Below are 26,419 nucleotides of genomic sequence, written 5' to 3' on the forward strand. Positions count from 1 at the left end.
CACGCATCCGGCGGCACCTGAGCGGGCCTCACCGTCCCCAATGCCACGCGATCAGCAGCGCGTACAGGCCCATCGATCCCGCGTAGAGCGCGGCGAGCAGCGCGTATCCCGCGATCTGACGGCCGAACGCCGCCTTCGGCGCAATCCACCAGTCGAGCGCCCTGAAAGCAGCGGGCACCAGCCACCAGCCGAGCAACTGGGTGCTGACGAGATTGCCGACGAACAGCGACAGCCAGACCGGCACGCCGTGGCTGTCGATCAACGGAGCACTGACAAAAAAGCCCCAGAGGAAGACCACGGGATAGAGCACCAGCAGGACGATCAGGTTGCTCTTCCAGATCAGGGCCGGTCCCTGCTCGGGAGCCTGCGTCTTGCCGGCCGGGAACCAGAAATTGAAGCCATAGCTCGCCCGCTTCACGCTCATGCCGGCGTTGAAGCGCGCACCGTCCCTCAGCAGGGTCTGCCGCAAGGGCGAGTCGAGCCACGCATTGAGATTGGCATCGCTGTCGAACGACAGGATGATGATCCATTCGTCGTGCAGGCCCGGGATCGGCCGCTCGATCTTGTGGCGCAGGAATCCCTTGAACTCGGCCTCCGCGGCCTGGATGCGCTGCTGCCATTTCAGGAACGCGTCCTCGAGCCCGTCAGGAACCTTGAAGGAGATGACGGCGGAGACCGCGCTGTCGCGCTGAACGCCGGTGTCCGGCAGGATATGGACATCCTCCGAACCGACGAAGAAGCGCTGCACCTCAGCGACCAGCCGTGCCCGCACCTCGCTCTGAAGCCACGCCCGCGCGGCCGCCGGGCTCGCGAAACGCAGGATCGTCACCCAGTCGACATGCGCCGGCGGCTGCGGCGGCACGACTTCCTGGCTGAGGAAGCCGGGCCATGCCTTGAGCACCTCGCCGACCTCGCCGTTCCAGCGCGCGAACGCGGCAAAGCCCTCGTCCGCGATGCGGCGCTGGATGACGAGCGCGACTGGCTGGCCGGCTCTATCCGGTGATCCGTTCATCGCGTCCGCTTCAGCCTTTCTTGTAGAGGCGCTTGCCCATCACCCAGGTCTCGTCGACGCAGCGATCGTCGCCGACCATCATGACGGCAAACAGCATGCTCGCGGCCTCGTCCATCGTGCGCGGGCCGGCGCCGTCGGCGATCAGCGACTGGTGCCAGGGCTGCGCTGCCGGGCCGCCGTTCGGATCGAGCGCGACGAAATCGGCTTCCTTGCCCGGCTCGAAATTACCGAGCTTGTCGTCGATGTAGAGGCCCTCGGCACCGCCGAGCGTGATCGACCAGAAGCCGCGATAGGGCGAAAGCTTGTTGCGCTCGGCTTCGGCGAGGTCCTTGCGCACGGGATCGATGCTGCCGTCGAGCAGGGTGTTGTTGCACATGCCGACCTTGTAGGCGTCATCGAGCACATGGATCATCGAGAAGCGATTGCCGCCGCCGACATCGGTGCCGAACGACATTTTCACGCGGTGCTCCGGATCGGTGGCGCGGCCGAGCCGGAACAGGCCGCTGCCGAGGAACAGGTTCGAGCACGGGCAGAACACCACCGCCGCGCCCTGCTTCGACATGCGGCGGAACTCGTTGTTGGAGAGATAGACGCCGTGGCCGCCCGAGAACTTCGGGCCGACCAGGCCGAACTTCTCGTAGACGCCGAGGTAGTCCTGGCAATCCGGATGCTCGACGAGCACGCCACTGCACTCGGCCGGATTTTCGGAGATATGGGTGTTGACCCAGCAGTCCGGATGCTCGTGCTTGAGGCGCTGACACGCCTTGAGCAGCTCAGGCGAGGCGCCGAAGGCGAAGCGCGGCGTGATGGCGTAGAGGTTGCGGCCCTTGTTGTGATACTGCGCGATCAGCCGCTTGCTGTCGCGATAGAAATTCTCGGGCGTGTCGACATAGTCGGCCGGCGCGTTGCGATCGATGCCGGTGAGGCCCGCGATCACGCGCATGTTGCGGCGGGCGGCTTCCTCGAACAATTCTTCGGTCGAGACCGGCGAGGAGCTCGTGAACGCCTGGCAGGTGGTGGTTCCGGACGCCAGCAGCGCGTCGAGGAAGCGCTTCACGCCCTCGCGCGCATAGTTGCGATCCTTGTATTTGAGCTCTTCGGGATAGATCCACATTTGCAGCCATGGCAGCAGCTGCTCGCCATAGGCACCTAGCACCCGGGTCTGCGGCAGATGGATGTGACCGTCGATGAAGCCCGGGACGATGATGCGGTCCTTGATGTGGGTGATCTGCACGCCCGGATGCGCAGCGGAGATCTTGTCATAAGGACCGAACGCCTTGATGACGCCGTCAGTGACGATCATGAGGCCGTCCTGATGAAAGCGCGCGGCGGCCTGCTCGTTGCCGACGTGCCTCCAGGGATCGTCGACGAAGTCGAAGAACGTGCCGCGAATACCGACGGTGGTCATGATTGATTCCTTCCTCAAGTCTGTGTCGCGCGGCGTGGCGCAGGCAGCGAGATGGCGAGCAGCGCGCCGGCGACGGCGCAGAGGCCGAGATAGAGCCAGCCGATCGGCGCCTGCGTCGCTTCAGGCAGCACCGCCGCGATCGCCATGGCACCGCTCACCGCGAGATAGCAGAGCGCGCTGATGAGACCGCCGATCAAGCCGTGGTCGCGCTCGAACAAGCCGAGCGCCATGCCGTACATCATCGGACACAGCACGCCGCAGCCGCCGAGCACCAGCGCGCCGCCGATCGTGATCGACGCAAAGTCGAGACCCAGGATCATGCCGGTCGCAGTCAAGACCGCAGCCCCGGCGAGAAACAGCGCGAAGGCGCCAAGGCCCATCACGCGGGCCAGCATGAAGCGCGCGAAATGCGCGCAGCCGAGCTCGCCGGCGAGGTTCACACCACCAAGGCCGAGCGCGACGAGGCCGTAGATGGCCGCCGAATGGCCGAGACCGGTCTGGTAGAAGAACGGCGCGACAACGCCGAATGCCAGCTGTGCACTTGCCGCCGCGGCAAACACCAGCACGAAGGCCAGGAAGCCCGGTCGCATCAGCGCCTCGCGCAAAATGCCTGCCGTGCGATACGGATCGAACGGTGCGCGCCGCTCGGCGGGCAGAGTTTCGGGCAGAAACAGCACGACCACCGCGGCGACGATGGCTGCGGCGATGGCGATGATGATGAAGACGCCGCGCCAGGACGTCAGTTCGACAATGAAGCCCCCGGCCGCCGGAGCCAGCACGGGCGCGAGCCCCCAGGCCGCACCCAACAGGCCGGAGATCGCGGTGAGCTCACGCCCGCGAAAACAGTCAGCCGCGACCGCATAGGCCACCACGAGGCAGGTGCAGCCGCCGATGCCCTGCAGGAACCGCAACGCCAGCAGCAGCGAGGCGCTGGTGGCGAGCGCGCAGGCAATGCTCATCGCGATGAGCACCGTCAGGCCCGCGAGCAGGACGCTGCGGCGGCCGAGCGTGTCGGAGGCGATTCCGACCGGCACCAGCGCCAGACTCATGCCGAGCATGTAAGCGGTGACGGTGTTCTGCATCGACGCTGAATCGGTGGCGAGGTCCACCACCATCTGCGGCAGGCCGGGCGTATAGGCGTCGAGAGGGATCTGGCTGAACGGCACGACGCACAGCAGGATCGGCACGATCCCGCGCTTCGCGCAACCGGCGTCCGAAGCAAGTGCAGTCATAAAGCAACGCCCCCTCAGTGCCCACCCCGTCTTTTCGTGCACGCGTTGAGACGCGACGATGCGGATTGCAGGTCTTGACGCGCGGCAACGTGCCAGAACTGTGTGTAAAAACCCTTAGGGATCTCCGCTCAATGCAGGCGGCTCACGCTGCGAACCCTGCGGCGTGACGACGCTCCGACAAAAGATGCGAAAACAACCCCATGCACAGTACAAATCATTGAAGTATTTCGCCCCACGTGGTGCAAGCCCAGCGCTCCGGGCACGTTTGACACGTCGGGCAAAACAGGCGCAGAATTGCATGATCGCCGATCGGGAGCTCGCCGCCGCTCCGGGCCATTAACCGTTCGGAAGCCATCGCCACTTCGGATGACGCGCCCCAGTCGGCAAGCAGGTCTGGTGCCCGCTGCACCGCCTCCTGATCCCCTTTCAAAATCGCACGTTCGGCGCCCCCAGCAATCGGCAACGGGGATAGGCTCGACACCGCGATGAGACACAATGGAGTTCGTGATGACCGCAGAGGCCGCTGACTTGAACTACGGCTCGATCAGCGCACTGCTGAGCGCCCTGCGCGCGCGCAAGGTGTCGGCGTCGGAATTGCTCGAACACACGATCGCGCGTATCGAGGCACTGGACGGACCGATCAACGCGATCATCGTTCGCGATTTCGATCGCGCCAGGGACGCCGCGCGCGCCGCCGATGCCGCGCTTGGCCGTAGCGAGCGGCTGCCGCTGCTGGGCATCCCCGTCACCATGAAAGAGCCGTTCAACGTGGCCGGCCTGCCGACCACGTGGGGCTTTCTACACTTCAGGGATTTTCAACCGGCGGAAGATGCTCTCGTCGTCTCGCGGTTGAAGGCGGCGGGCGCCGTCATCATCGGCAAGACCAACATCCCGATCGGCTTGCGGGATTTCCAGAGCTACAACGAGATTTACGGGACAACGAACAATCCGTGGGATCTCGACCGATCGCCCGGCGGCTCCTCGGGCGGATCGGGGGCGGCGCTGGCCGCCGGTTTCGGTCCGCTCTCGATCGGCTCGGATATCGGCGGCTCGATCCGGGTGCCGGCGCATTTCTGCGGTGTGTTTGGACACAAGCCGAGCCACGGTCTGGTCCCACTGCGCGGATACAGCCTGCCGCCGGCACCGCCTGTCCCCGGCCAGGGCGATCTCGCTGTCGTCGGACCGATGGCGCGCACTGCCGCGGACCTTGCGCTGGCGCTCGACGTGATCGCCGGCCCCGACGAGACGCGCGACGGGATCGGCTATCGCCTTGCACTGCCCACCTCGCGCCATGACCATCTCAGGGATTTCAGGATCCTCGTCATCGATACCCATCCGCTGATGCCGACGGGTGATGCCGTGCGTTCTGCGATCGGACGGCTGGCGGAACGGCTCGAACGAACAGGCGCACGGGTCGCGCGCTCAAGCACATCGCTGCCCGATCTCGCCGAGTCAGCGCGGCTCTACATGAAGCTGTTGAACGCAGCGCGCAGCCCGCGCCTGACACCGGCCGCCCTCGCCGAGGCACAAGGCGTTGCCGCAGCTCTCTCGCCCGACGATCGCAGCCTGCAGGCCGAGCGCGCCCGCGGCTGGGGGATGATCCATCGCGAGTGGCTTGCGATGGATGCGGCCCGCTTGCAGTTGCAGCAGCGGTGGCAGCTCTTCTTCCGCGAGTTCGACGCGGTGATCTACCCGGCTGCCGCCGTACCGGCCTTCCCGCACGACCATTCCGAGCCGTTCGATGCGCGGCAGCTCGACATCGACGGAAAGCTCTACAACTACTCCGATGCCTGCTTCATCTGGGCCGATCCCGCCTCGACTTGCGGTCTGCCGGCAACCGCCGTTCCGATCGAGCGCACGCCGACAGGCCTGCCGATCGGCGTCCAGATCATCGGGCCTTATCTCGAAGATCGCACGACGATGGCCCTGGCCGGACTGATCGAACGCGAGTATGGCGGCTTCGTGCCGCCGTCGTCGCTCCAATCCTCAAAATGACAACGGCCGCCAGCCGTCAGGTTCGGTCGGTCGACTGCGCCTCGACCGCCTGCACGGCAACGCTCGCCACTTGGCGCAAGGCCTCGCGATCCGAGCCCGAGGACGCCATCACGCCCATGCCGACCGACACCGCGGAGACGTAGCGCGCAAGCGCGGCGGGATCGGAGGTCGGCTTGAGATCGCCTTCGGCCTTGGCGCGAACGAAACGGTCGCGGAGCTGGGCTTCATTTTCGGCGCGGCGGGCCGCGAGCTCGAAGGGGACGTTCTCGGAGCCGCTGCCGCAGGCGATGCCGCCCTGCACGAGCAGGCAGCCGGGCGGATTGGCGGGATCGGTCTGTTTCTCGGCGATGCCCATCAGCATTCGTTCGGCGACATCGCGTGCAGTCGGAGCCGCCACCACCTCGTTCATCCAGACATTGCGCAGTTTGGTGTAGCGGTCGAGCGCGGCCTTGAGCAGGCCTTCCTTGTTGCCGAAACAGGCATAGAGGCTGGGCGGATTGATGCCCATGGCCTCGGTGAGCTGGGCAATGGTGGCGCCCTCATAGCCATGGCGCCAAAACACTTCCATCGCCTGGTCCAACGCCGTTTCGGCGTCGAATTCGCGGGGGCGTCCCATGCCCATGTGCCTGTTCTCCTCGGAATCGGCGGCGTTCCTCAATCTAACGCCTGATCCTATCTATTTGTTCTGTCTTTCTTTTCTCTTCCGCCTTCCCATTCTTGCGGTAAGCGGCTACAATTTTCTTAGTGAATGGTACATAAGTATCTTGCACTGCGACATCCAGCTCCACATCTGTAGTGAACACTACATATCTGGAGCGCGCAAATGCATCCCTCGCAAAACTCCCCCCGCACCGGCCGTTTCCGCCGCCTTCTTGGCGGCGTCGCGGTCGTAGGCGCCCTCGCCGTGGCCGGCTCGATCGCGACCGGCCATTATTTTCGTTCCGCGCAGGCCACTGCAACGGCCGCCGCGGCCGAGCAGGCCGTCCCCGTCACAGTCGCGCTGATCGAGCCAAAGCAGACCGTGCTGTGGGACGATTTCTCCGGCCGGCTCGAGGCCATCAACCGGGTCGAGCTTCGACCGCGCGTCGCGGGCGCGATCCTTGCGACCAACTTCACCGAAGGCGCGCTGGTGAAGGCCGGCGACGTGCTGTTCAAGATCGATCCGGCGCCTTACGCGGCAGAGGTCGACAAGGCCAACGCCCAGCTCGAGGCCGCCAAGGCCCGCGTGGTGTTCACGCAGAGCGAGCTCGAGCGTGGCGCGCAGCTGGTCGGCAATGCCGTGGTCACGCGGCGCGACTACGACCAGCGCGACAACGCCAATCGCGAAGCGATCGCCAACGTGAAGGCCGCCGAAGCAACGCTCCAGACCGCAAAGCTCAACCTCGACTACACCGAGGTGCGCGCGCCGGTGGATGGCCGCGTCGGCAAGTTCGAGATCACCGTCGGCAATCTCGTCGCCGCCGGCACCGGTTCCCCGGTGCTGACCTCGCTGGTCTCGGTCAACCCGATCTACGCCTCGTTCGACGCCGATGAAGAGGTTGTGCTGCGCGCGCTGAACTCGATCGCGGATGCCTCCGGCCAGCGCGGCAAGCTCGACCAGATCCCGGTCGAGATGGCGACGTCAGGCGGTCTTTCGGCCAAGGGCCACATCCAGCTCATCGACAACCAGGTCAACGGCCAGAGCGGCACCATCCGCGTCCGCGCCGTGTTCAGGAATGAAGACGGGCGTCTCATCCCCGGCCAGTTCGCCCGCGTGCGCATGGGCCAGCCGAAGCAGCAGTCGCTGGTGATGATCGACGAGCGCGCGATCGGCACCGACCAGGACAAGAAGTTCGTGATGGGGGTCGGTGACGACAGCCGCGCAGTCTACCGGCCGATCACGCTCGGCGGTTCGGTCGATGGCCTTCGCATCGTCACCGCGGGCCTGAAGCCCGGCGACCGCATCGTGGTCAACGGCCTGCAGCGCGTCCGTCCAGGCGCGCTCCTCAAGACGGAGATCGCCGCGATGGGTGCGCGCGGGCCGCAGCAGGCATCGAACCATAGCAACCAGGACGTGGTGCAACGTTAGTTACTTCATTCCGGGCCGCGCCCGGAATGATCAAGTCTCGAAACTCCGAGCACATCACTTCTGGATTCCGGGTTCGCGCTCTGCGCGCCCCGGAATGACAGCGGAGCTGTGTGGAGACGACCAAGATATTGCCCAGGGGCGAAGCCATGAATCTCTCGAAATTCTTCATTGATCGTCCGATTTTCGCCGGGGTGCTGTCGGTCCTGATCTTCCTCGCGGGGCTGATCTCGCTATTCGCGATGCCGATCTCGGAATATCCCGACGTGGTGCCGCCCTCGGTGCTGGTGCGCGCGACCTATCCCGGCGCCAATCCGAAGGTGATTGCCGAGACGGTGGCGACGCCGATCGAGGAGCAGATCAACGGCGTCGAAGGCATGTTGTACATGTCGAGCCAGGCAACCACCGACGGCGCGATGACGCTGACGGTGACGTTCCGCCTCGGCACCGATCCCGACAAGGCGACCCAGCTGGTGCAGAACCGCGTGCAGCAGGCCGAGCCACGCCTGCCGGCCGTGGTGCGCCAGCTCGGCATCATCACCAAGAAGTCCTCGCCCGACCTCACCATGGTCGTGCATCTGTTGTCGCCGAACGGCCGCTACGACATGACGTATTTGCGCAACTACGCGGTGCTCAACGTCAAGGACCGGCTGGCGCGGATCGACGGCGTCGGCGATGTCCAGCTTTACGGCGCCGGCGACTATTCGATGCGGGTCTGGGTCGATCCGCAGAAGGCGGCCGAGCACGGCCTGACCGCGAGCGACATCGTCAAATCGATCCAGGCGCAGAACGTCGAGGCGGCCGCCGGCGTGGTCGGCTCCTCCCCGAACGTCAGGGGTATCGACCTGCAAATGTCCGTCAACGCGGAAGGGCGGCTTGCGAACGAGGACCAGTTCGGCGACATCGTCGTCAAGACCGGCACGCGTGGCGAAGTGGTGCGGCTGCGCGACGTCGCACGCATCGAGCTCGGGGCTTCCGAATACGGCCTCCGCTCGCTGCTCGACAACAAGCAGGCGGTGGCGATTCCGATCTTCCAGGCGCCGGGCTCCAATGCGCTCGAGATTTCCGACCACGTTCGCGCCACCATGGCCGAGATCAAGAAGAACATGCCGGAAGGCGTGTCCTACCAGATCGTCTACGATCCCACCCAGTTCGTGCGTTCCTCGATCGAGGCCGTCATCCATACGCTGCTGGAGGCGATCGCGCTGGTGGTGCTGGTCGTGATCCTGTTCCTGCAGACCTGGCGGGCGTCGATCATTCCGCTGCTGGCCGTGCCGGTGTCGATCGTCGGCACCTTCGCCGTGATGCATCTGTTCGGCTTCTCCATCAACGCGCTCAGCCTGTTCGGCCTGGTGCTTGCGATCGGCATCGTCGTCGACGACGCGATCGTCGTGGTCGAGAACGTCGAGCGCAACATCGAGGGCGGGCTGTCGCCGCGCGACGCCACCTATCAGGCCATGCGCGAAGTCTCCGGACCGATCATCGCCATCGCGATGGTCCTGATCGCGGTGTTCGTGCCGCTCGCCTTCATCTCCGGCCTCACCGGGCAGTTCTACAAGCAGTTCGCGCTGACGATCGCGATCTCGACCGTGATCTCCGCCGTCAACTCGCTGACCTTGTCGCCGGCGCTGTCGGCGCTGCTGCTCAAAGGACACAATGAGCCGAAGGACAGGCTGACGATCATCATGGAGAAGAGCCTTGGCTGGTTCTTCCGCGGATTCAACAAGGCGTTCACGCGCTCGTCGGAGAATTACAGCGGCACCGTCACCAAGGTGATCTCGGGCAAGGCGGCGGTGATGGGTCTCTATGTGGTGCTGGTCGGCCTCACCGCCCTGCTGTTCCAGCAGGTGCCGAGCGGTTTCGTGCCGGGCCAGGACAAGCAATATCTGGTCGGCTTCTCGCGGCTGCCCGATGGAGCCGCGCTCGACCGTACCGAAGAGGTGATCCGCAAGATGAGCGACATCGCGCTGACCCAGCCCGGTGTCGAGAGCTCCGTTGCCTTTCCGGGCCTGTCGATCGCCGGCTTCACCAACTCCTCCAACGCCGGCATCGTGTTCTCGACGCTGAAGCCGTTCGACGAGCGCAAGGGTCCGGCCCTGAGCGGAAATGCCATCGCCGCCGACCTCAACAAGAAGTACGCCGGCATCCAGGAAGCCTTCATCGCCATGTTCCCGCCGCCGCCGGTCAACGGCCTCGGCACCATCGGAGGCTTCAAGCTTCAGATCGAGGATCGGGCCGGTCTCGGCTATGAGGCGCTGAACGAGGCGACCAAGGCATTTACGGCGGCGATGCAGAAGGCACCGGAAATCGCCGGCGTGTTCTCGAGCTTCCAGGTCAACGTGCCCCAGCTGTTCGCCGACATCGACCGCACCAAAGCGCTGCAACTCGGCGTCCCCGTGACGGAGGTGTTCAACACGCTTCAGATCTATCTCGGCTCCTACTACGTCAACGACTTCAACAAGTTTGGCCGCACCTACTCCGTCTATGTCCAGGCCGACGCGCCGTTCCGCGCCCGCGCCGACGACATCAGGCACTTGAAGGTGCGCTCGTCCTCGGGCGACATGGTGCCATTGTCGGCGCTGCTCACGATCCGGCAGAGCGCGGGTCCTGAGCGGGCGATCCGCTACAACGGCTTCCTGTCCTCCGACATCAACGCGGCGGCGGCCCCCGGTTTCTCCTCCGGCCAGGCGCAGGAAGTCGCGACGCGGATCGCGGCGGAGACGTTGCCGCCCGGCTTTGCTTTCGAATGGACCGACCTGACCTATCAGGAGTTCATCGCCGGCAATTCCGGCCTCTGGGTATTCCCTCTGGCGATCCTCCTGGTGTTCCTGGTTCTGGCAGCGCTCTACGAGAGCCTGACCTTGCCGTTGTCGATCATCATGATCGTGCCGATGGGATTGTTGGCTGCGATGTTCGGCGTCTGGATCTCGAAGGGCGACAACAACGTCTTCACCCAGATCGGCTTGATCGTGCTGGTCGGCCTCTCCGCCAAGAACGCGATCCTGATCGTCGAATTCGCACGCGAGCTCGAATTCGCCGGGCGCACGCCGATCCGGGCCGCGATCGAGGCGAGCCGCCTGCGGCTACGCCCGATCCTGATGACGTCGATGGCGTTCATCATGGGCGTGCTGCCGCTGGTGCTCTCGACCGGCGCAGGCTCGGAGATGCGACGCGCCATGGGCGTCGCCGTGTTCTCCGGCATGATCGGCGTCACCGTGTTCGGCCTGTTCCTGACGCCGGTGTTCTACGTGCTGCTGCGGACCGTCACCGGCAACAAGCCTCTGGTGCATCACGGCAGCGACATCAGCGCGGCGCCGGTCCAGGGACTTCATCACGGGGGCGCTGGTCATTAGAGCAGGCCGTCAGATCAGGGAAATCCCCGACAGCAACAACAGGACGAGCACGGTCTTGCGAAAGACCGTCTCGTTGACCCGGTGAAAGGCGATCACGCCGAGCGCGGAGCCAGCGAACAGCGCCGGCAGGCTGATCGCGAGGTCGACGAAGACCTTCGACGACAGGTCCTGGTGTCCGACCAGAAGCGCGATCGCGAAAATCTGCATCGCGGCGATAAAGGGCTGCACCAGGCCGCGCTGCTCGCTCTTGGGCATGCCGCGCATGTCGCACCAGATCGTCGGGATCGCGCCGGGCATAGCGGTGAGGCCGCCGACCAGCCCTCCGCCGAATCCAATCAGCGCCACCCAGTGTCGGCCGACGGCCTCGCCGGCCGTGACCAGCGTCGGCCGCAGCAGCATGTAGGCGGCATAGAGCGCGACGATGATGCCGAAGCCGCGGCGCAGCAGATGCGTATCCGTGCTCTGCAACAGCGACACCGCGATGGGAACGCCGATCAATCCACCGACGATCAGCAGCAGGCTGCCCTCCCAGCGGATGCTGCGCCGAAGCGCCCACAGATTCGTGGCCTGCACGCCGATGCTGCACGCCATCATCAGCGGTACCGCCTCCAGCGGCTGAAACACGCGGAGCAGAATGGCGCCGGCCACCGCGGAGAAGGCAAAACCCGAGAGCCCGGAGACGAAGGCTCCGGCAAAGACGGCGACGCTGAGCAGAAGGCTGGTCGTGATGTCAGGCACCATGTCTCTCCGCTCAATCGTAGGGCGTCTGTGTTGGGGAAATTTCGGCGCTCTCGGCGCAACTCGTCTGGGGCGACTTCACCAGCGATGGCGGAACCGATTGCGCGTGCGAGCGCTCCAGCATTGCCAGCCCGACCAGTTGAAGCATCACCAGTGCGGCGGTCAGCGCGATGGCGACAATGTTGCCGCTACGCGCGTTCGAACGTGGACTGCCCGGCCGCGCGCTCGCGCGGATCAACTCGGTTGGCATTTCTGGATGTATCCTCTTCACTGGCGACGGGACTCATTTCACTCACATGCGGCGCTTCGTGCGGCTGCTCCAGCAGTTCGCGATAGCGTTGCAACGCGCGCTGCGCATCGATCTCGCGCTGCGCGCAGAATGCCGCGCCGATACGGATGACGATGTCGCGGAACCTGCCCGACAGGACTGATGATGCCGTTCGCATGACAATCTCCTCTCAACCTGTACGAGAGATTGCTGGGATTCGCTTCCGCTTGCTGTGAGTTGCTTCACACGACAATCGAACGCGTCGAACAAGAAGCCGTGTGACGCTCTCGTAAGAGAGAACGTGAATGATCGCGTCATTCGATCGAACGACGCGCGATAACTTTCTAATGATGCTTCTGATTGAACCTATTGCGAGCTGGAGCGACTCGCCTCGCGCGCCTTGGCGCGCGCGTCAGTGCACGAGCGGATTGGAGAATCCCGCGGCGAGCTTGACGAGATCGGCCTGACGCGAGACGCCGGTCTTGGCGAACACGCGATGCAGATGCGTCTTCACCGTCGTCTCGGCGATGCCGAGCGCAACCGCCGTATCCGGCACGCCGCCGACGTCGACGATCGACTGCATGACCCTGAGCTCCGCAGGCGTCAGCTCGAACGTGCGGTCGAGGGCATCGGCACATGAGCGGCCGTCGAGTTCCGCCTTCCAGACGAACAAGGCACCCACGGCCGACGTGCGCTCGGCCGCGGCCTCACGCAACAGCGACGGCAGTGCGATGACGTGCGCGATGTAGTGGGAACCGTCATGCGACATCAGCGAGATCTTCCGCCCCGCCGCTGCGGCGAGGGCAACCTCTCCTGTATCACGGAAGATATTGCGCAGGTCCGCATTTGCCGCAGTGGATCTCGCCACCAGCCGGCCCGCGACGGACCGCAGGACATCATCGGCGCCGAGCAGCGTCTCCGCAGCCGGATTGCTGTGGACGATGCGGCAGGCCGTGTCGAGCAGGATGACACCGGCATTCAGCTGATCGACGACGTCGGCGAGTGCGATCGCCCGTCGCTGCTTTCGCTCGATCGCCCGGTTGATCAGCAGCGCCCTGCTGACATGCGGAACGAGGAACTGCATTCGCGCGCGCTTCTCGGCATCGAGCATGTCCCTGCCCGGAATGACGGTCATCAACATCGGACTGGGTGACTTCGACTGCTCCAGCACCACGTTGGCGACATCGACGCTGCCCTGGGGGCGCAACCATTCCTGATAGAAGCGACCACGGCGATACGCGTCGTAGTTCACGAGATCGGGGATGTTCCGCACCTCGCCATATCGCGGAAGCCTGGCAAGCGGATCGTACCGGGCGTAGGTCTCGGCATAGAGCTTGATGTAGCCCGGATCGACACCGCAGTAATAGTGCGTAGCGCCGGACTTGTTGACGGGGTCCTTCGAAATCAGGCCGCAGGCGCGGCTGCCGATGAACGCATTGAGCATGACGATGACGTCGCTCCACGACTCCGGGTGGAGACCGGCATCATAGATGCTCTCGATCAACTCGGACTGTCTTGGAGATCGGGGCATCGGAACAGCCAATCATCACACACGAAGATTGCGAAATCTCGTTCATGCCTTGCGGCTCCTGTGAGTCTGCCACGCAAGCAAAAGGTTCAAAGGAGGCAGTGATTGACCGGTCAGTTCACGAGCGGATTGGAGAATCCCGCGGCGAGCTTGACGAGATCGGCCTGCCGGGACACGCCGGTCTTGGCGAAGACGCGATGCAGATGTGTTTTCGTTGTCGTTTCCGCGATTCCGAGCGCAGCCGCCGTCTCCGGGACGCCGCCGACTTCGACGATCGACAGGAATACGCGCAGTTCAGCCGGCGTCAGGTCGAAGGTCCGCGCGATCAGCTCGCCATAGGACTGGCCGCCGAGCGACACCCTACGCAGCAGCAGCGCGCCGGCGGCGTCGACGACCCGCTCGTTGCCATTGCGAAGCACCGACGACAGCGGCAGGACATGCGCGACGTAGCGCTCGCCGCTGGGCGACAGCAGCGGAATCGCGTGGCCCCTTGCAGCCAGCAGGGCAATGTCGCTTCCGGCCGTAAACGCCTCGCGCAGGGTCTGATTGGCTTCAGTGCTGCTGGTCACGAGTTGCCCAGCGACGGATCGGACCACGTCGTCGGCCGCCAACAGGGCGTGCCCTGCGGAATTCGCATGCACCACCCGGCAGGCGGCATCGAGCAGGAAGATGCCGGAGGCCAGATTGTCCAGGACGTCCGCCAGCGCCGTCGCCAGGGTCAGCTGCGAGGTGATGGCACGGTTGATCAGCAGCGCGCGGCTGGCGTGGGGGACGATGAGCGAGAGTCGCTGCTTCATCGCGGGATCGACCATGCGCCGGCCCGACAGCACCGTCATCATCACGGGGCAGCTCGCATTCGACTTGTCGAGCACGACGTTGGCCGCATCGCTGCAGCCCTGCGGCTGCATCCATTCCTGGTAAAAGCGCCCTCTGCGGTATTCGTCAAAATTGACGAGATCGGGGATGCTGACGATCTCGCCCTGCGGCGGCAGGACGCTCAGCGGATCGAACTTCGAGTGGGTCTCGGAATAGAGCTGGATGTAATGCGGGTCCGCCCCGCAATAATAGTGTGTGACGCCGAATTTGCTGATCGAATCCTTCGAAAACAGGCCGCAGGCCTGCCCGCCGACGAAATCGCGGATGCCGGCGACGGCGTTGTTCCATAGCGTGGGATCGAGCCCGGCGTCATAGATGGACTCGACCAATTCCGGCAGCTTCCGAGGTCCGTGCATGGCTGTCACTGGCCTGAGTGATCAATATCACCCAACATAGCACAACCGCAGCATGCAACATCCTCCGATCGGATGAGGCGCCGGCCGGGCGGAGGGGCCCGGCCGGCCAGCGTCGTGCTCAAAGCCGCCAGGGCTGGGTGCCGGCTCAGAACGCGACGCGAACGCCACCCTTCGCCGTACCTGTCCGGCTCTGGTCCGACATCATCATGCCCTCGACCGCGCCGAACACGGACACGTTGCCGCTGGTGCGATAGTCGAAGCCGAAGCCGGCGACGGCGCCGACGGTGCTGCGGCTGCCGGGCGTGACGAAGGACAGATTCTGGCCAATGAGCACCGCATTGATATTGCTGTCGCCGGCGCGCTGGAGCGCGATGACGCCGCCATGGACGTTGGCCTTGAGCTCGCCGCCGGCCAGACTCGTCACCCGCGATAGATCAACCTCGCCGCGCTCCTCGAAATCCTGCAGCGTGCGGCCGCCGACCGAGAGGCCCTGTGCCGAGCCGGTCTCGCTGTAGCCATCGAACCGGCCCGCGACGTAGCGCAGCCGCGCCGTCGGCGTCAGCAGATAGCCGTTGCCGATTGCAAGCTTGTAGCCGTAGGCCACCTCCGGGCTGACGTACCAGCCGCTGTAATTCGCGGTCGCCGTTTCCATGCCGCCGGCGGCGGCGCTGTTCAGCACCAGACGGCGCGACCTGTTGTCGGCATTGCCGCCCTGAAAGGTGAAGTCGAAGAATTGCGAGGCCCATTCGAAGCGGCTGTAGACGCCCGCGAACACGTAATTGGTGTCGACCGATTGCGAATTGAGATCGACCGAGAGGCCGCCCTGCCCGCCGCCGAGGAAGGCGCCAACGAGCCAGTTCGGCTGCACCTTGCGGTCGATGCCGATCGCGCCGCCCCACGCCGTCGAGGTCGCGCGCAAGGTTGCCGCCGTCTCGTCCTGAATGCGCTGACCGCCAAAGCTGTTGACCCAGACCGTGATCGGCGCCGGATCGGTCCAGAGGCTGCGCGGCGCCTTGGCGAAGGGACCGACTTGCGCCGTCTCAGGCGCATAGGCCATCGCCATCATGTTGCTGCCACCAGGACCGGCGCCGCCGTTCAGACGGCCCTGCACCAGCGAAGAGGCGCCGCCGGTGAAGTCCATCAGTGTTCGATCGGTTTGCGCCAGCGCGGTGGGATCGAGAGTTGCGAGCGTGGAGCCAGCAACGACCAACGGACCGCTGAAGACACCACCCGACGAGGTGGTGTTGATGGTGCCGTTGAAGTTGACGAAGGTCGGCATGTCGATGGTCGTCAGCGACGACACCCGGCTGCTCGGGGCGAGATTGAGATTGACGACGTCATTGCCGAAGCCGAAATCGACCACACCGTTGATCTTCGAGCCCGGCAGCAGCGTCAGCGTGTCGGCGTTGCTGGAAAGCTTGATCGCGGTGCCGCCGGTGCCAGTAATGGTGCCTGAGTTGGTGATGTTTGCCGAGCCCGAGGATTGAACGCCGATGGTGCTGATGATTGAACCACTGTTGTTGAGGTTGACGCCATTCGTAAACACGCCGACGCCGTCCGCCAGCGTCCCGCGAATGGTACCGAGATTGGTGATGTTCACGGTTCCGCCTGAAACTATTGCATCGCCTCCGACGATCGACCCGGACGCCGTATTCGTTACTGCCAGGTCCTTGTCGCCGCCGGCAGCAAAGACTATCGCTGCTCCATCCGCCACGATTCTCCCTGAATTAAAGATCGTTCCACCGATCCCGATGCGGAGGCCACCTGAAGAGGCGCCGGTGGAACTGATCGTTCCCGAGTTAGTCAAATCGATCCCGCTCGTCGCCACTATCCCATATCCACTGTCGGCGCTCGTGATCGAACCGGAGTTGATGACCTTCGCATTGTTGGCAAATATCCCCGTGGACCCACCGAATATCGTGCCTGAGTTGGAGACGGAGACCTCATCGCCCGAGACGCCACGCCACCCTGTAATCGCGCCGGTGTTGGCGACCGTTGCGCTATTGCCCTGAATGGCAACGCCAAATGCGCTGTTGGACTGGATCAGTCCTGCGTTGCTGACGATCACGGATTGGTCCGCAAACACAGCGATACCGCCGCTGATGGTGCCCCCCGCGAGATTCGTCAGGTTGACATTCTTCGCGCTGATGCCGAACGCGTGGCCGGAGATCGCGCCGGCGTTGTTCACCGTCGCAAGGCCCGCGGACGTAATTGCGCCACCGGTTGCCAAGGTCTGCGTGATGACGCCGGTGCCGAAGTTGGAGATGGTCGCATCGCCCGCCACAGAAATGCTGCGATCCTCACCGCGAATCGTTCCGGCATTACTGAGGACAAGGCTCGATACCGTCATGCCATTAAAGCCCGAGATTGTCGCGCCGTTCAGGTTGGTGATGTTCGTATCATCGGCACGAATGGCCGTAGCGCTTACTCCAGTTATCGTGCCGGCGTTGATGAAGACGCTGTTCGCTCCGGTCTTGAAGCCGAAATTGCCTCCCCTGACCGTGACGCCCGCGTTGACGTTGTAGGTATTGTTGTCGTCATCCTGTGAACCGTAGCCGACATTGCCGCCCTGCTGGTTATCGGTGTCGCTCGCACACACCACCGTCACGTTGCTGACCGGTGCCGTCGGCGTACACGCCGCCTCGGCTCGCTCGATCATCAACAGCGGCGCAACAAGAGCCGCCGATGCAAGAAGGCGCCGGGACCGCCAAGCCAGACTCGTTCGTGCAATGCCGCCAAAAGCCGTCACATTCATTTCCAGTTCCTCGGTCGCCGCCATCCCGCCCCAAGCGGGGTGCTGGTTGTTGGCGGCTCCTCCAATCGGAGGACGCACGCTCAAGCGAAGGTTTCGCTGAACGCCAAGGTAGAAAGGGCTCTCGTCACCGACTTGGACGGAAGCGACCGCGACTTCGCTTCGAGCGCACCGGCAGCCGCTTCGTGCTGCACTGATGCACAGCCGCGACAATTTCATCCCCCAATTGGATTACGCCTGGTCCCAGCCGACCTTCTCCTCGCTCTCCGCCCAGACCGCGGCGCGGTAGATCTCGCGTCCGCCGGCATCCCTGACGCGGATCCAGGCATCGCGATCGCGCAAATCGTCGCGCCAGACGAACAGATGCCGCGCCATCTCGTCGGCGACGACGACCGTCGCCTTGGCCTGCTCGAACACCATGCCGCCGGGATCGATCTTCACGACATTGTCGACCAACAGATCAAAGAAGAAACGGTGCATTCCAAACTCCACTCACGGCGCCGCCCCGAAGGCGGCGGTACAAACTACTCCGCACGCCAGAACACGTAGTCGGCCGAATACGGTACGCTGCGATAGGCGCCGGCTTGCTCGCAGGAGCCGCGCAGCAGGCCGCCTTGGGTGTCGATGCGCTGGACGTGGGTGACCCCGTAGAACAGGCCGTTGCCCGTCTGTGCGACGACCTTCAGCTTCAGCCAGGGAAGATCATCCGCGGCGCGGCCCGCAACGCGCGCGACGATCCTCGCTTTCACCGAGCTCCCGTCCTTGTGCTCCCAGACCAGCGTGCTCGCATCGACCGCCTCCCAATGCAGCGCCACATAATGGCGACCGACCGAGTTGCCGCCCTCCATCAGGGTCGCTGCGGGCTCACGCGGCTGCCAGACCAGTTGCTTGGCCGCATCAGGCTGGCATTCGTAGATCTGCGCGCCCTCGGCATGCAGCGCGATACCCGGAATCTCGCCGGGCACCCGGATCTCGTCGGGCGTGCCCGCCAGCGCCGGGGCTCCATATAGAAGGCCTGCAAGACTGAGACTGCGGCAAAAGCACTGCGCCATGGCCATGAGTCTGCGATCAAGGATCATGTCAAATCATTCCCTGCTTGAACCGATATTTCGCTGAAATTCAGTTGGGCGCGGTCACAACGCCTCGCCGCTCCTGACGCCGCTCGGCGTCGCGCCATAGGCCCGCCGGAAGCAGCGGTTGAAATAGGAGAGATCGCCGAAGCCGACGTCGTAGGCGATCGAGCTCACCGGCCGCCCGGCGAAATCGGGCTCGCGCAGCATGCGATGGGCGCGCTTGAGACGCTGCTCGGTCAGGAAGGACGAGAAGGTCTTGCCGTCCGCCTCGAACAAGCGCTGGAGATAGCGCGTGGTCACACCGAATTCCTGCGCCACGGTTGCGACCGAAAGATCCTGCTGCCAGCAATTGTTGACGATGAAGGATTTCACCTTGCGCAGCCGCGCCGCCCTGACGCCTCGCCGCCCGGCCTCCTCGTGCACGTCATCCGTTGCGCCGAGAACGCGCGCCATCAGATCATGCAGATGCGTCACGCCGAGCTGGCGCAGTGCAGGCACCGAGAACGCGCGCTCCCGCACCAGGGCCGCCGCATAGTCGACGAGCAGGCGAAGCCCGGCGGCGCGCTCCGGAATGACGCGCATCACCGCGTCGTCGATATCCACGATCATGGGCGCCAGCACCCGCCGTGGCACGCGCAGCGAGAGGCAATTTCCCAGCGAGAACCGTTCGTAGGTCGTCACGTCTTCCGCACTCGTCAAGACCGCATCACCCGGATGAAGCTGGAGATCTCGCCCTCGCGCGGATATCCGGACGACGCCGGAACGATTGACCATCAGGCCGAGGCTGTCGTCGCCGTCGATCACCAGTTGCCTGGTCCGGATGACGCGCGCTCCGATCAGCCCGCCGATCACGAGCTGAGCGTCCGGCACACCGTGAGATATGAGGCTCGCTGCGAACAGCTTGCCCTCGGTCGCCTCGACCTCGGCTTTCAGCACGCCGCGGCAGTAGAACTCGCGCAGCAGCGGCACGCGCTCGTCCTCGGGAATATGGTCCGTCGAAACGTCGAGAATGGAAACTTCTTCCTTGCCGCTCACTGCAATTTCTCCAACCGACGAGCAAGCCTGGCCATGCGCCGTTGCATCCCCGCACCTGTTCGGTGCCGGTGCGCTCCGTTCCGTGGCACACGCTGCCCTTCTCATTTCAAGCCGCGCCATATACGAAAGTCTCAAGCGGCATGCGTCCTACGTTCGGAGGACCCGATAGTCCTGGTCATCACAATGGATTGAGATTGCATCGTCCGACGGCGTGCGCTGTGAAATGAATCACACGGCGTCGTCGTTGCTGCTCGCTCGCTGCGCAAACGGCGCGGAGAATCCTGCCGCGATCTTCACGAGATCTGCCTGCCTTCCGGCACCGGTCTTCTCGAACAGCCGGCCAAGATGCGTCTTCACCGTGGTCTCGGCGATTCCGAGCTTCGCTGCGATGTCGGGAACGCCGCCAATCTCGACGATCGCCATCAACACGCGCAATTCGGACGGCGTCAGCCTGAAGGCGGTGGCAATTGCGTCGGGCACGAGCGACGGCGCCATCGTTGCCTTTTGAACGAGCAGCACCGCTGCGGTGCTGTCTCTCGGCTGGAGCCGTTCCCGCTTCAATGGCGAGGCGCAGAGGAGATAGTGTTGACCGGCCGCCGATGTCACGAGCTCGATCCGGCGCGGACCGGGCACATCAGTTCCATCATCTGCGGCAATTTCGAACAGGCTGCGGAATATCCTGTCTGTCTGGGTGTTGCGCGCGACGATCCTGTCGCCGACCATCGACAACAGACTGCCATCGACGAACAGCTCGCGGCACGCCGCGTTGGCATGGACCACCCGGCCGTCCGCGTCGAGCAGGCAGATCGCCGTGCTCAGACCGTCGAGGACATCAGCGAGATCGTCCACGGTATGAGAACGTGCCCTGATCTGCCGGCCCATGATCATTGAACGCTGGATGTGCGGCGCGAGCAGCCGCATGCGCTCGCGCATCGGCTCGTCGACCGTCCCGCGCGACCGGTGACGCAGCACCTGGAGGATCGTAGTGCGCGCCCCCGACTTCTCGATCGCGATCGTGGCGAGGTCGATCGCTTCCTGCGGCTCGACCCACTCGCGATAGAAGCTCGTCGCCAGAAACTCCGCGTGGGGCATGATGTCGGTGACACCGATCGTCTGCTCGGCGGCGAGATCGAGATGACGATCGAGCAAGGGATCCTGCTCGACATAGCGGTCACGATAGAGCTGGCGGAAGCGGGATTCGGTGCCAAAATGCTGGTGAATCTCGATCGAGAGCCTGGCGGCATCACGGGACAGGATGGTCGCGGCACACCCGCCGACGAAGTTCGAAACCTGCTCCAATACGCCGCTACGCAGCGCGGGGTCGGCCGCCGCATCGTAGATCTCGCCGACGAGCGAGGAAAATCGATTTGCCTGGAGGATTGTCATCGGAGAAACGATGCGAGCGGTGTGTTACCCCGATGGTAGAGCGGGCGCGCGCATCCGGAGTTGGCGAAGGAAACAGGGCCTTCAACCGTCGCCTTCGACGAGGAAAATGCAGTGCAGCGAGATGCTGGAGTATCGAACATCGTCCTTGCGTAACGTCAACCGCAGGGTGCGGCTTGGACGTTTTCACCAAAGACTAGGATAAATACGAACAGCGCGCGCGCTGTATGCGATGTGTCACGCCCCCGCTACTGCCATCAGTCAGAGCTGCCAGATATTCCCGATCTCACGGCCGGCACCGGCAATTTACTTCCGGTTCTCCTCGCAGAACTTCAGCGCGGCAAGCGCTTCGCCGGCGCGCGGGATCTGCATCTCGATGCTGTCCTCGTCATCCTCCTCGAAATCGAGCGACAGGCGCCTGGCCTTCGAGAGGCGATCCATCATCGACTGGTCGTATTCGAAGATGCCGCGCACGGTGGTCTTGTCCATGACCTCCCACTTCGCCTTCTTCATGATGTCGGCGTCATCGGTGCCGACATCGGCGCGCAGGACCTCGCCGACCTTGTCCCACTCCCAGCCGCCATAGATCATCACGATCACGATGGCTTTCTCGGAATAAGTGATGACGATGACGTAGTCGCGGTTCTCGTCGTCCTTGTCCTTGTAGCCGCGGCTCGCATTGCAATGCGTGTCCTGCGTACGCTTCTCGATGGTCCAGTCGCCGACCCTGGATTGTTGCGCGAGCGCTGGCCCGGCGGCCAAGGCGCCCGCGGCCAGCACAGCGGCGAAAAGGACTCTCTTCATCTTTATCTTTGCCTCCAGCGTGTTCCCCACGTGGAGATGACCACCTCTGCCGGTGGCCCGCAAGGGTTTGAGGAGGCTGACCGGGTCCGACGGCGACCGCCCTACATCCGCCTGGGGATGATGGCGATAGGGGTGAAGGTGTAAACCTCCTCGTCGTTCTGGTTGAACATCGTCCATTTCACCAGCGCGACGCCCTGCGGCTTCGATTTCGACGGCGTCAGGCTCATGACTTCGCCGACCAGATGCAGGCGGTCGTTCGGTCGCACCGGGATGGTCCAGCGCAGGCCGTCGACGCCGGCGCCGATCAGCGGATGCGGGCCGAACGGGCGGGCCTGGATCGCGAGGTTCATGGCGATCGCAGCGGTATGCCACCCGGACGCGGCCAGCCCCTTGAACAGGGTCTCCTTGGCGGCCTCATGGTCGAGATGCATCGGCTGCGGATCGAATTCGGCCGCGAAGCGCTTGATGTCGGCCTCGGTGATCTCGACCTCAGGCGATCTGAACCGCATTCCGATGGTGAGATCGTCGAACCACTCGACCTGCGCCATGATCTTGCCTCGCAACGTAACATGCGGCCCGCGGGGAGCGCGGCCGAAGGGACGGATTGGAAGCGGGATGTAGCGGGTCCGCAGCGCACAAACCAGCCCCGGAGTTCCCCGCGAAACCCGTTTCCCTAAACGACGAAACACGCCTGAAACAGATGGCCGGTTAAGTGGTTGTCAAAATAAGTACAGGGACGGCCACCATGCAATTCCTCCTCGAGCTGATCTATGATTTTTCCTGCTGCCGGAACCTCGTCGCAGAGCCGCTGCGGGAGGACGAGTCATGATCGAGCTGATCTCCGCCCTCCTCGTCCTCTGCAGCATCGGTATCTTTGCGGCACATGCGCTGGACGCCTATCGCACCACCCACTTGTGATCATCCCAGGCGCTAGAATGGGCGCCGGTAGAAGTGTTCCGAATGTGTCGCCGGCGGAAACCGGTTGGCGAGCGCGAGTGCGCCCTTTTCATCCGTCTCGAGCGCTATCTTTTGCGCCAGCATCACGTCGCCCGGCACCAGGAAGCCCGACGGGACGAAGCACCAGCCCATCGTCGGGTGCCCGTCGCGGTCAGTCTCGTGGACGTTGGCGGCGGTGCCGTAGTGAATGCGATAGGTCCTGCCGGTGTCGCAGCCGATGACATCGAAATAGCGATGCTGCTCAAACTGCGCGCGTTGCGCCGGCGACAGCCATTCGGCCAAAAGGCGGCGGCCCCGCGCATCCGGCGTGTTCTCGCCGAAGAAGCGTCGATAGAGTTCGCGCAGCGCATTAAGACGCGCACGCGCCGGCGTGCGGAACCAGTATGCCGCGAACATGAGCAGCTCGGATCAGCCGCCGACCAGACGGGGATAGAACAGTGTTTCCTGTGCGGTCGGATCGAATGATTTGATACGGGTCACTTCGCCGGGCCCGGTCCGGAAAGCGGCGGTGAAGCCGGCTCCGGTCAGCTCCCGAAAGCGCTTTTCGGCCCGTGCCAGCGCTTCGGCATTGTCGGGATCAAACTCGTGGCGCGTGTCGCCAGTCTGGTCCATCACGATCTGGGTAGCCATGTTGAGTCTCCTCATGCCCAGCCCTGCCCTGATCAAGCAAGCCTCGTGCCGTCGGTTCCTGATGGCAACAACTTTCTTGTGCCGGCGCATCACGCCTTGCTGAACAAGAGCGCTAACGCGACGCGGCCGCACCTCCTTCGTCGATCTGCCGTCCCATCAGCGCGATCGCCTTCTGATAGACGCCTGCCGCGTTCCAGGCCTCGATGGCAACGAAGTTCGGCTCGCCCGGCTGGTAACCCGCTCCCGCCTTCCAGCCATGGGCCTTGAGGAAATTCGCGGTCGAGTTCAGCGCGTTGGCGGCGACCTCGAGATTGCCGGTGCCATAGGCCAGGATGTTCTTCGGCATGAACTGGGTCTGGCCGACCTCGCCATGCATGGAGCCGCGGGTTGATCCCGACAGCGTGCCGCGGTCGATCAGCTTCAGGGCGGCATAGAGCTGGTCGGTGAAGAATTCGGGACGGCGGCAGTCATAGGCAAGGGTTGCGATCGACGACAGCATGTTCTGGTTGCCGCGCTGGCTGCCGAAACCGGTCTCCATGCCCCAGATCGCGATCAGCGGCCCGGGCGGCACGCCATAGCGTTGCTGGATCGAGGCGAACAAGGCGGCCTGCGATTGCTTGAGCTGCCGGCCCTTGGCTACGATGGTGGTAGCGCCGCGCTTGGCAAGGAACTGGTCGAGCGTCAGCGAGAAGCTGCGCTGGCCGCGGTCGGCCGCAATCGTGGCGCTGGCGTAATTGGCCTGCATCAGCGCCGACAGCGCGGTCTGCCCGACGCCCTTGCCCTGAGCCTCCGCGCTGAACTCGCGCTTCCAGGCTTCAAACCCCGCTGGCGAGCTGCCGCAGGTGGCGGCGTGCGCCGCGGGCGCCAGGCAACCGAGCAACGCCATCGCGCCAAAAACCGCCCCGGCTACAGTCCTGCCCCTGATCATGTCCAACGTCCTCTCTGTCTGCGGCAATCCGATGCCCGAGCTTACCCGGACGAAGGCGCCGACTCCATGGCGTGATCATACGACAGTTCGAGTCCTTCCAGATTGCCCTCCTTGCGCCACTTGTCGAGCAGCCTCAGGAACGCCACCGGCCCGCGCCAATATTGGCTGTTTCTGGCCGCGATCGGATCGAACACGCCTTCATTGTTGTAATAACCGGGCGTGCATTCGGCCAGATAGGTCTGGCGGCCAAGCGCGGCCTTGACGACTTCGTCGACCCAGGCGTTCTCGGCGGCGAGCGTCGGCTCGAGCGTTCGCGCTTTGCGCTTGCGCGCCTCCTTGATGACGTAGGCGATGTGCTGCGACTGCTCATCGATGATGTGCGGAAAATTGGCGCTCTGGCCGGCCTGCACGGTGACGATCAGAAAGCAGTTCGGGAAGCCGCGGCTGTAGAAGCCATGGATCGTCTTGACGCCATCGCGCCAGCGTTCCGACAGACTCGTGCCGCCGCGGCCGTAAACCTCGAAGCCCATGCGCCGGCCATAATCGGTGCCCACCTCGAAGCCGCTGGCATAGATCAGGCAGTCGAGCTCATAGGCCTTGCCGTCAACGACGACGGCGTTCTCGGTGATCCGCTCGACGCCCTGCCCTTTGGTGTCGACGAGATGCACGTTGGGGCGATTGAAGGTGTCGAGATATTCGTCGTGGAAGCACGGCCGCTTGCAGAACGCCTTGTACCAGGGTTTTAGCGCCGCCGCGGCCGCATCGTCCTTCACCACGGCATCGACGCGGGCGCGGATCTCCTCCATCTTGCGATAGTCGGCCTGCTCGATCACCTTCAACGCCTCCTCCATCGAGGTCACCGGCTGAGGCTGACGGCGCGGCGCCAGCAAGATCTCGCCGAGCAAGCCGGTCCAGCCGTCCTGCACCAGATCCTGCTCGAACGGCTCGCCGGAGATGACGGCGGTGAAATTGTCCATGCGCTCGCGCTGCCAGCCGGGCTTGAGGCTTTGCGCCCAGTTCTGGTCCGTCGGCCGGTCGTCGCGGACGCCGATCGCCGATGGCGTACGCTGGAAGACGTAGAGCTCTTTCGCGGAGCGGCCGAGATGCGGCACGCATTGCACGGCGGTGGCGCCGGTGCCGATGATGCCGACGCGCTTGTCCGCAAGACCGGTGAGACCGCCTTCGGCGGTCCCACCGGTGTAGCCGTAATCCCAGCGGCTGGTGTGAAAGCTGTGGCCCTTGAACGTCTCGATGCCGGGGATGCCCGGCAGCTTCGGACGGCTCAGCGGGCCTCCGGCCAGGATGACGAAGCGCGCGCGGATGCGATCGCCGCGATCGGTCTCGACCAGCCAGCGCCCCTCCGTCTCCTGCCATTCCATGCGCGCGATGACGGTCTGAAACAGCGCACGTTCGTAGAGGCCGAAGTGACGGCCGATGCGTCGGGAATGTTCGTAGATCTCGGGCGCCCGCGCATATTTGCGCACCGGCATGTAGCCGGTCTCTTCCAGCAGCGGCAGATAGATGTAGCTCTCGGTGTCGCAAGCCGCACCGGGATAGCGATTCCAGTACCAGGTGCCGCCGAAATCCGCGGCCTTTTCCACCATGCGAAAATCGTCGATGCCGGCTTCGCGCAGGCGCGCGCCGCAGAGCAGACCGCCGAAGCCGCCGCCGACGACGAGCACCTCGGTCTCTTCGCTGACAGCTTCGCGCGCAAATGCGGGATCGGCCCAGGGATCGTCGAGATAGCGACCGAAGTCGCCGGTTACTTCGACATATTGCGCCTTGCCTTCGGCACGCAGACGGCGGTCGCGCTCGTCGCGATAGCGCGCGCGGAGTGCGGCAATGTCGACCTTAGATTCGCCGGCCGCACCGGTCTTGTGTCTTTCCGCTGACATCGATTCCTCCACCGCGAACGCTGCTTCGCCGGCAGCTCGGATCAGTTAGCCTCGAAAAAGCGCCCCACGCAATCGCGCCCCTCGTTTTTCGCGTGAACGCCGCGTGGCGTTCCGCTAACCTTCCGCGCAAA

General features: G+C 64.3%; 22 protein-coding genes. 3 read left to right on the top strand and 19 right to left on the bottom strand.

What is annotated here, in order from left to right:
• Positions 1-28: 28 nt before the first annotated feature.
• The 3 genes from WHZ77_RS20255 to WHZ77_RS20265 are packed head-to-tail and all read right to left on the bottom strand — an operon-like array spanning position 29 to position 3,652.
• Positions 29-1,012 (bottom strand): antibiotic biosynthesis monooxygenase, encoded by a 984-nt coding sequence (locus WHZ77_RS20255; protein WP_375309551.1) that lies wholly within the window; start codon positions 1,010-1,012, stop codon positions 29-31.
• 10 nt (positions 1,013-1,022) lie between these two features.
• Complete coding sequence (guaD, locus tag WHZ77_RS20260; RefSeq protein ID WP_375309552.1) at positions 1,023-2,420, bottom strand: guanine deaminase; 1,398 nt, start codon at positions 2,418-2,420, stop codon at positions 1,023-1,025.
• A 14-nt stretch (positions 2,421-2,434) separates the two neighbouring features.
• Entirely contained in the window at positions 2,435-3,652 is a 1,218-nt protein-coding gene (locus WHZ77_RS20265) for a multidrug effflux MFS transporter (protein WP_375309553.1), read from the bottom strand.
• Between the two features lie 507 nt (positions 3,653-4,159).
• On the opposite strand from WHZ77_RS20265, the gene WHZ77_RS20270 reads away from it, so the two are divergent.
• Positions 4,160-5,647 (top strand): amidase, encoded by a 1,488-nt coding sequence (locus WHZ77_RS20270; protein ID WP_375309554.1) that lies wholly within the window; start codon positions 4,160-4,162, stop codon positions 5,645-5,647.
• Positions 5,648-5,663: 16 nt separating this feature from the next.
• Here the strand turns inward: WHZ77_RS20270 and WHZ77_RS20275 are convergent, their stop codons facing one another.
• A complete protein-coding gene (locus WHZ77_RS20275) occupies positions 5,664-6,269 on the bottom strand; it encodes a TetR/AcrR family transcriptional regulator (RefSeq protein ID WP_375309555.1) in 606 nt (201 codons plus the stop codon).
• Between the two features lie 201 nt (positions 6,270-6,470).
• Between WHZ77_RS20275 and WHZ77_RS20280 the strand changes: the two genes are divergently transcribed.
• Positions 6,471-7,715 carry an efflux RND transporter periplasmic adaptor subunit gene (locus tag WHZ77_RS20280; RefSeq protein ID WP_375309556.1) on the top strand — a complete coding sequence of 415 codons (1,245 nt, stop codon included), beginning with the start codon at positions 6,471-6,473 and terminating at the stop codon, positions 7,713-7,715.
• Between the two features lie 146 nt (positions 7,716-7,861).
• Positions 7,862-11,065, top strand: a complete 3,204-nt coding sequence (locus tag WHZ77_RS20285) for an efflux RND transporter permease subunit (protein WP_375309557.1) — start codon at positions 7,862-7,864, stop codon at positions 11,063-11,065.
• A 9-nt stretch (positions 11,066-11,074) separates the two neighbouring features.
• Here WHZ77_RS20285 and WHZ77_RS20290 read toward each other — a convergent pair whose 3' ends face one another.
• From WHZ77_RS20290 to WHZ77_RS20360, 15 genes are all read right to left on the bottom strand, one after another.
• Positions 11,075-11,803 carry a sulfite exporter TauE/SafE family protein gene (locus WHZ77_RS20290; protein ID WP_375314771.1) on the bottom strand — a complete coding sequence of 243 codons (729 nt, stop codon included), beginning with the start codon at positions 11,801-11,803 and terminating at the stop codon, positions 11,075-11,077.
• 188 nt (positions 11,804-11,991) lie between these two features.
• Positions 11,992-12,249, bottom strand: coding sequence for a hypothetical protein (locus WHZ77_RS20295; RefSeq protein WP_375309558.1), 258 nt, complete (start codon positions 12,247-12,249; stop codon positions 11,992-11,994).
• Between the two features lie 234 nt (positions 12,250-12,483).
• A complete protein-coding gene (locus tag WHZ77_RS20300) occupies positions 12,484-13,602 on the bottom strand; it encodes a helix-turn-helix transcriptional regulator (protein ID WP_375309559.1) in 1,119 nt (372 codons plus the stop codon).
• A gap of 110 nt (positions 13,603-13,712) precedes the next feature.
• Complete coding sequence (locus WHZ77_RS20305; protein ID WP_375309560.1) at positions 13,713-14,831, bottom strand: helix-turn-helix transcriptional regulator; 1,119 nt, start codon at positions 14,829-14,831, stop codon at positions 13,713-13,715.
• Positions 14,832-14,976: 145 nt separating this feature from the next.
• Entirely contained in the window at positions 14,977-17,490 is a 2,514-nt protein-coding gene (locus WHZ77_RS20310) for an autotransporter domain-containing protein (protein ID WP_375309561.1), read from the bottom strand.
• Positions 17,491-17,814: 324 nt separating this feature from the next.
• The gene (locus WHZ77_RS20315) at positions 17,815-18,063 is read right to left on the bottom strand and encodes a DUF6894 family protein (RefSeq protein ID WP_015686843.1); all 249 of its coding nucleotides are present in this window, start codon (positions 18,061-18,063) and stop codon (positions 17,815-17,817) included.
• A gap of 44 nt (positions 18,064-18,107) precedes the next feature.
• Positions 18,108-18,662 carry a DUF3455 domain-containing protein gene (locus WHZ77_RS20320; protein WP_375309562.1) on the bottom strand — a complete coding sequence of 185 codons (555 nt, stop codon included), beginning with the start codon at positions 18,660-18,662 and terminating at the stop codon, positions 18,108-18,110.
• 54 nt (positions 18,663-18,716) lie between these two features.
• A complete protein-coding gene (locus WHZ77_RS20325) occupies positions 18,717-19,691 on the bottom strand; it encodes an AraC family transcriptional regulator (RefSeq protein ID WP_375309563.1) in 975 nt (324 codons plus the stop codon).
• 228 nt (positions 19,692-19,919) lie between these two features.
• On the bottom strand, positions 19,920-21,077 hold the full coding sequence (locus tag WHZ77_RS20330; protein ID WP_375309564.1) for a LuxR C-terminal-related transcriptional regulator: 1,158 nt from the start codon (positions 21,075-21,077) through the stop codon (positions 19,920-19,922).
• A gap of 303 nt (positions 21,078-21,380) precedes the next feature.
• Complete coding sequence (locus WHZ77_RS20335) at positions 21,381-21,878, bottom strand: hypothetical protein (RefSeq protein WP_375309565.1); 498 nt, start codon at positions 21,876-21,878, stop codon at positions 21,381-21,383.
• Between the two features lie 101 nt (positions 21,879-21,979).
• Positions 21,980-22,426, bottom strand: a complete 447-nt coding sequence (locus WHZ77_RS20340; RefSeq protein ID WP_375309566.1) for a MaoC family dehydratase — start codon at positions 22,424-22,426, stop codon at positions 21,980-21,982.
• Between the two features lie 382 nt (positions 22,427-22,808).
• Positions 22,809-23,231, bottom strand: coding sequence for a hypothetical protein (locus WHZ77_RS20345; RefSeq protein WP_375309567.1), 423 nt, complete (start codon positions 23,229-23,231; stop codon positions 22,809-22,811).
• A 12-nt stretch (positions 23,232-23,243) separates the two neighbouring features.
• Complete coding sequence (locus WHZ77_RS20350; protein WP_375309568.1) at positions 23,244-23,465, bottom strand: hypothetical protein; 222 nt, start codon at positions 23,463-23,465, stop codon at positions 23,244-23,246.
• A 112-nt stretch (positions 23,466-23,577) separates the two neighbouring features.
• Positions 23,578-24,393: a lytic transglycosylase domain-containing protein gene (locus WHZ77_RS20355; RefSeq protein WP_375309569.1), complete on the bottom strand. Its 816-nt coding sequence runs from the start codon at positions 24,391-24,393 to the stop codon at positions 23,578-23,580.
• Between the two features lie 41 nt (positions 24,394-24,434).
• The gene (locus WHZ77_RS20360; RefSeq protein WP_375309570.1) at positions 24,435-26,288 is read right to left on the bottom strand and encodes a flavin-containing monooxygenase; all 1,854 of its coding nucleotides are present in this window, start codon (positions 26,286-26,288) and stop codon (positions 24,435-24,437) included.
• Between the last annotated feature and the right edge of the window lie 131 nt (positions 26,289-26,419).

Origin of the sequence: Bradyrhizobium sp. A5 (assembly GCF_042076515.1) — a bacterium.
Taxonomy (GTDB): domain Bacteria; phylum Pseudomonadota; class Alphaproteobacteria; order Rhizobiales; family Xanthobacteraceae; genus Bradyrhizobium; species Bradyrhizobium cosmicum.

Coding starts and splice junctions, on each gene's coding strand:
- WHZ77_RS20255 (WP_375309551.1), bottom strand. CDS start 1,012: ATGAACGGATCACCGGATAGAGCCGGCCAGCCAGTCGCGCTCGTCATC.
- guaD (WP_375309552.1), bottom strand. CDS start 2,420: ATGACCACCGTCGGTATTCGCGGCACGTTCTTCGACTTCGTCGACGAT.
- WHZ77_RS20265 (WP_375309553.1), bottom strand. CDS start 3,652: ATGACTGCACTTGCTTCGGACGCCGGTTGCGCGAAGCGCGGGATCGTG.
- WHZ77_RS20270 (WP_375309554.1), top strand. CDS start 4,160: ATGACCGCAGAGGCCGCTGACTTGAACTACGGCTCGATCAGCGCACTG.
- WHZ77_RS20275 (WP_375309555.1), bottom strand. CDS start 6,269: ATGGGCATGGGACGCCCCCGCGAATTCGACGCCGAAACGGCGTTGGAC.
- WHZ77_RS20280 (WP_375309556.1), top strand. CDS start 6,471: ATGCATCCCTCGCAAAACTCCCCCCGCACCGGCCGTTTCCGCCGCCTT.
- WHZ77_RS20285 (WP_375309557.1), top strand. CDS start 7,862: ATGAATCTCTCGAAATTCTTCATTGATCGTCCGATTTTCGCCGGGGTG.
- WHZ77_RS20295 (WP_375309558.1), bottom strand. CDS start 12,249: ATGCGAACGGCATCATCAGTCCTGTCGGGCAGGTTCCGCGACATCGTC.
- WHZ77_RS20300 (WP_375309559.1), bottom strand. CDS start 13,602: ATGCCCCGATCTCCAAGACAGTCCGAGTTGATCGAGAGCATCTATGAT.
- WHZ77_RS20305 (WP_375309560.1), bottom strand. CDS start 14,831: ATGCACGGACCTCGGAAGCTGCCGGAATTGGTCGAGTCCATCTATGAC.
- WHZ77_RS20310 (WP_375309561.1), bottom strand. CDS start 17,490: ATGATCGAGCGAGCCGAGGCGGCGTGTACGCCGACGGCACCGGTCAGC.
- WHZ77_RS20315 (WP_015686843.1), bottom strand. CDS start 18,063: ATGCACCGTTTCTTCTTTGATCTGTTGGTCGACAATGTCGTGAAGATC.
- WHZ77_RS20320 (WP_375309562.1), bottom strand. CDS start 18,662: ATGATCCTTGATCGCAGACTCATGGCCATGGCGCAGTGCTTTTGCCGC.
- WHZ77_RS20330 (WP_375309564.1), bottom strand. CDS start 21,077: ATGACAATCCTCCAGGCAAATCGATTTTCCTCGCTCGTCGGCGAGATC.
- WHZ77_RS20335 (WP_375309565.1), bottom strand. CDS start 21,878: ATGAAGAGAGTCCTTTTCGCCGCTGTGCTGGCCGCGGGCGCCTTGGCC.
- WHZ77_RS20340 (WP_375309566.1), bottom strand. CDS start 22,426: ATGGCGCAGGTCGAGTGGTTCGACGATCTCACCATCGGAATGCGGTTC.
- WHZ77_RS20345 (WP_375309567.1), bottom strand. CDS start 23,231: ATGTTCGCGGCATACTGGTTCCGCACGCCGGCGCGTGCGCGTCTTAAT.
- WHZ77_RS20350 (WP_375309568.1), bottom strand. CDS start 23,465: ATGGCTACCCAGATCGTGATGGACCAGACTGGCGACACGCGCCACGAG.
- WHZ77_RS20355 (WP_375309569.1), bottom strand. CDS start 24,393: ATGATCAGGGGCAGGACTGTAGCCGGGGCGGTTTTTGGCGCGATGGCG.
- WHZ77_RS20360 (WP_375309570.1), bottom strand. CDS start 26,288: ATGTCAGCGGAAAGACACAAGACCGGTGCGGCCGGCGAATCTAAGGTC.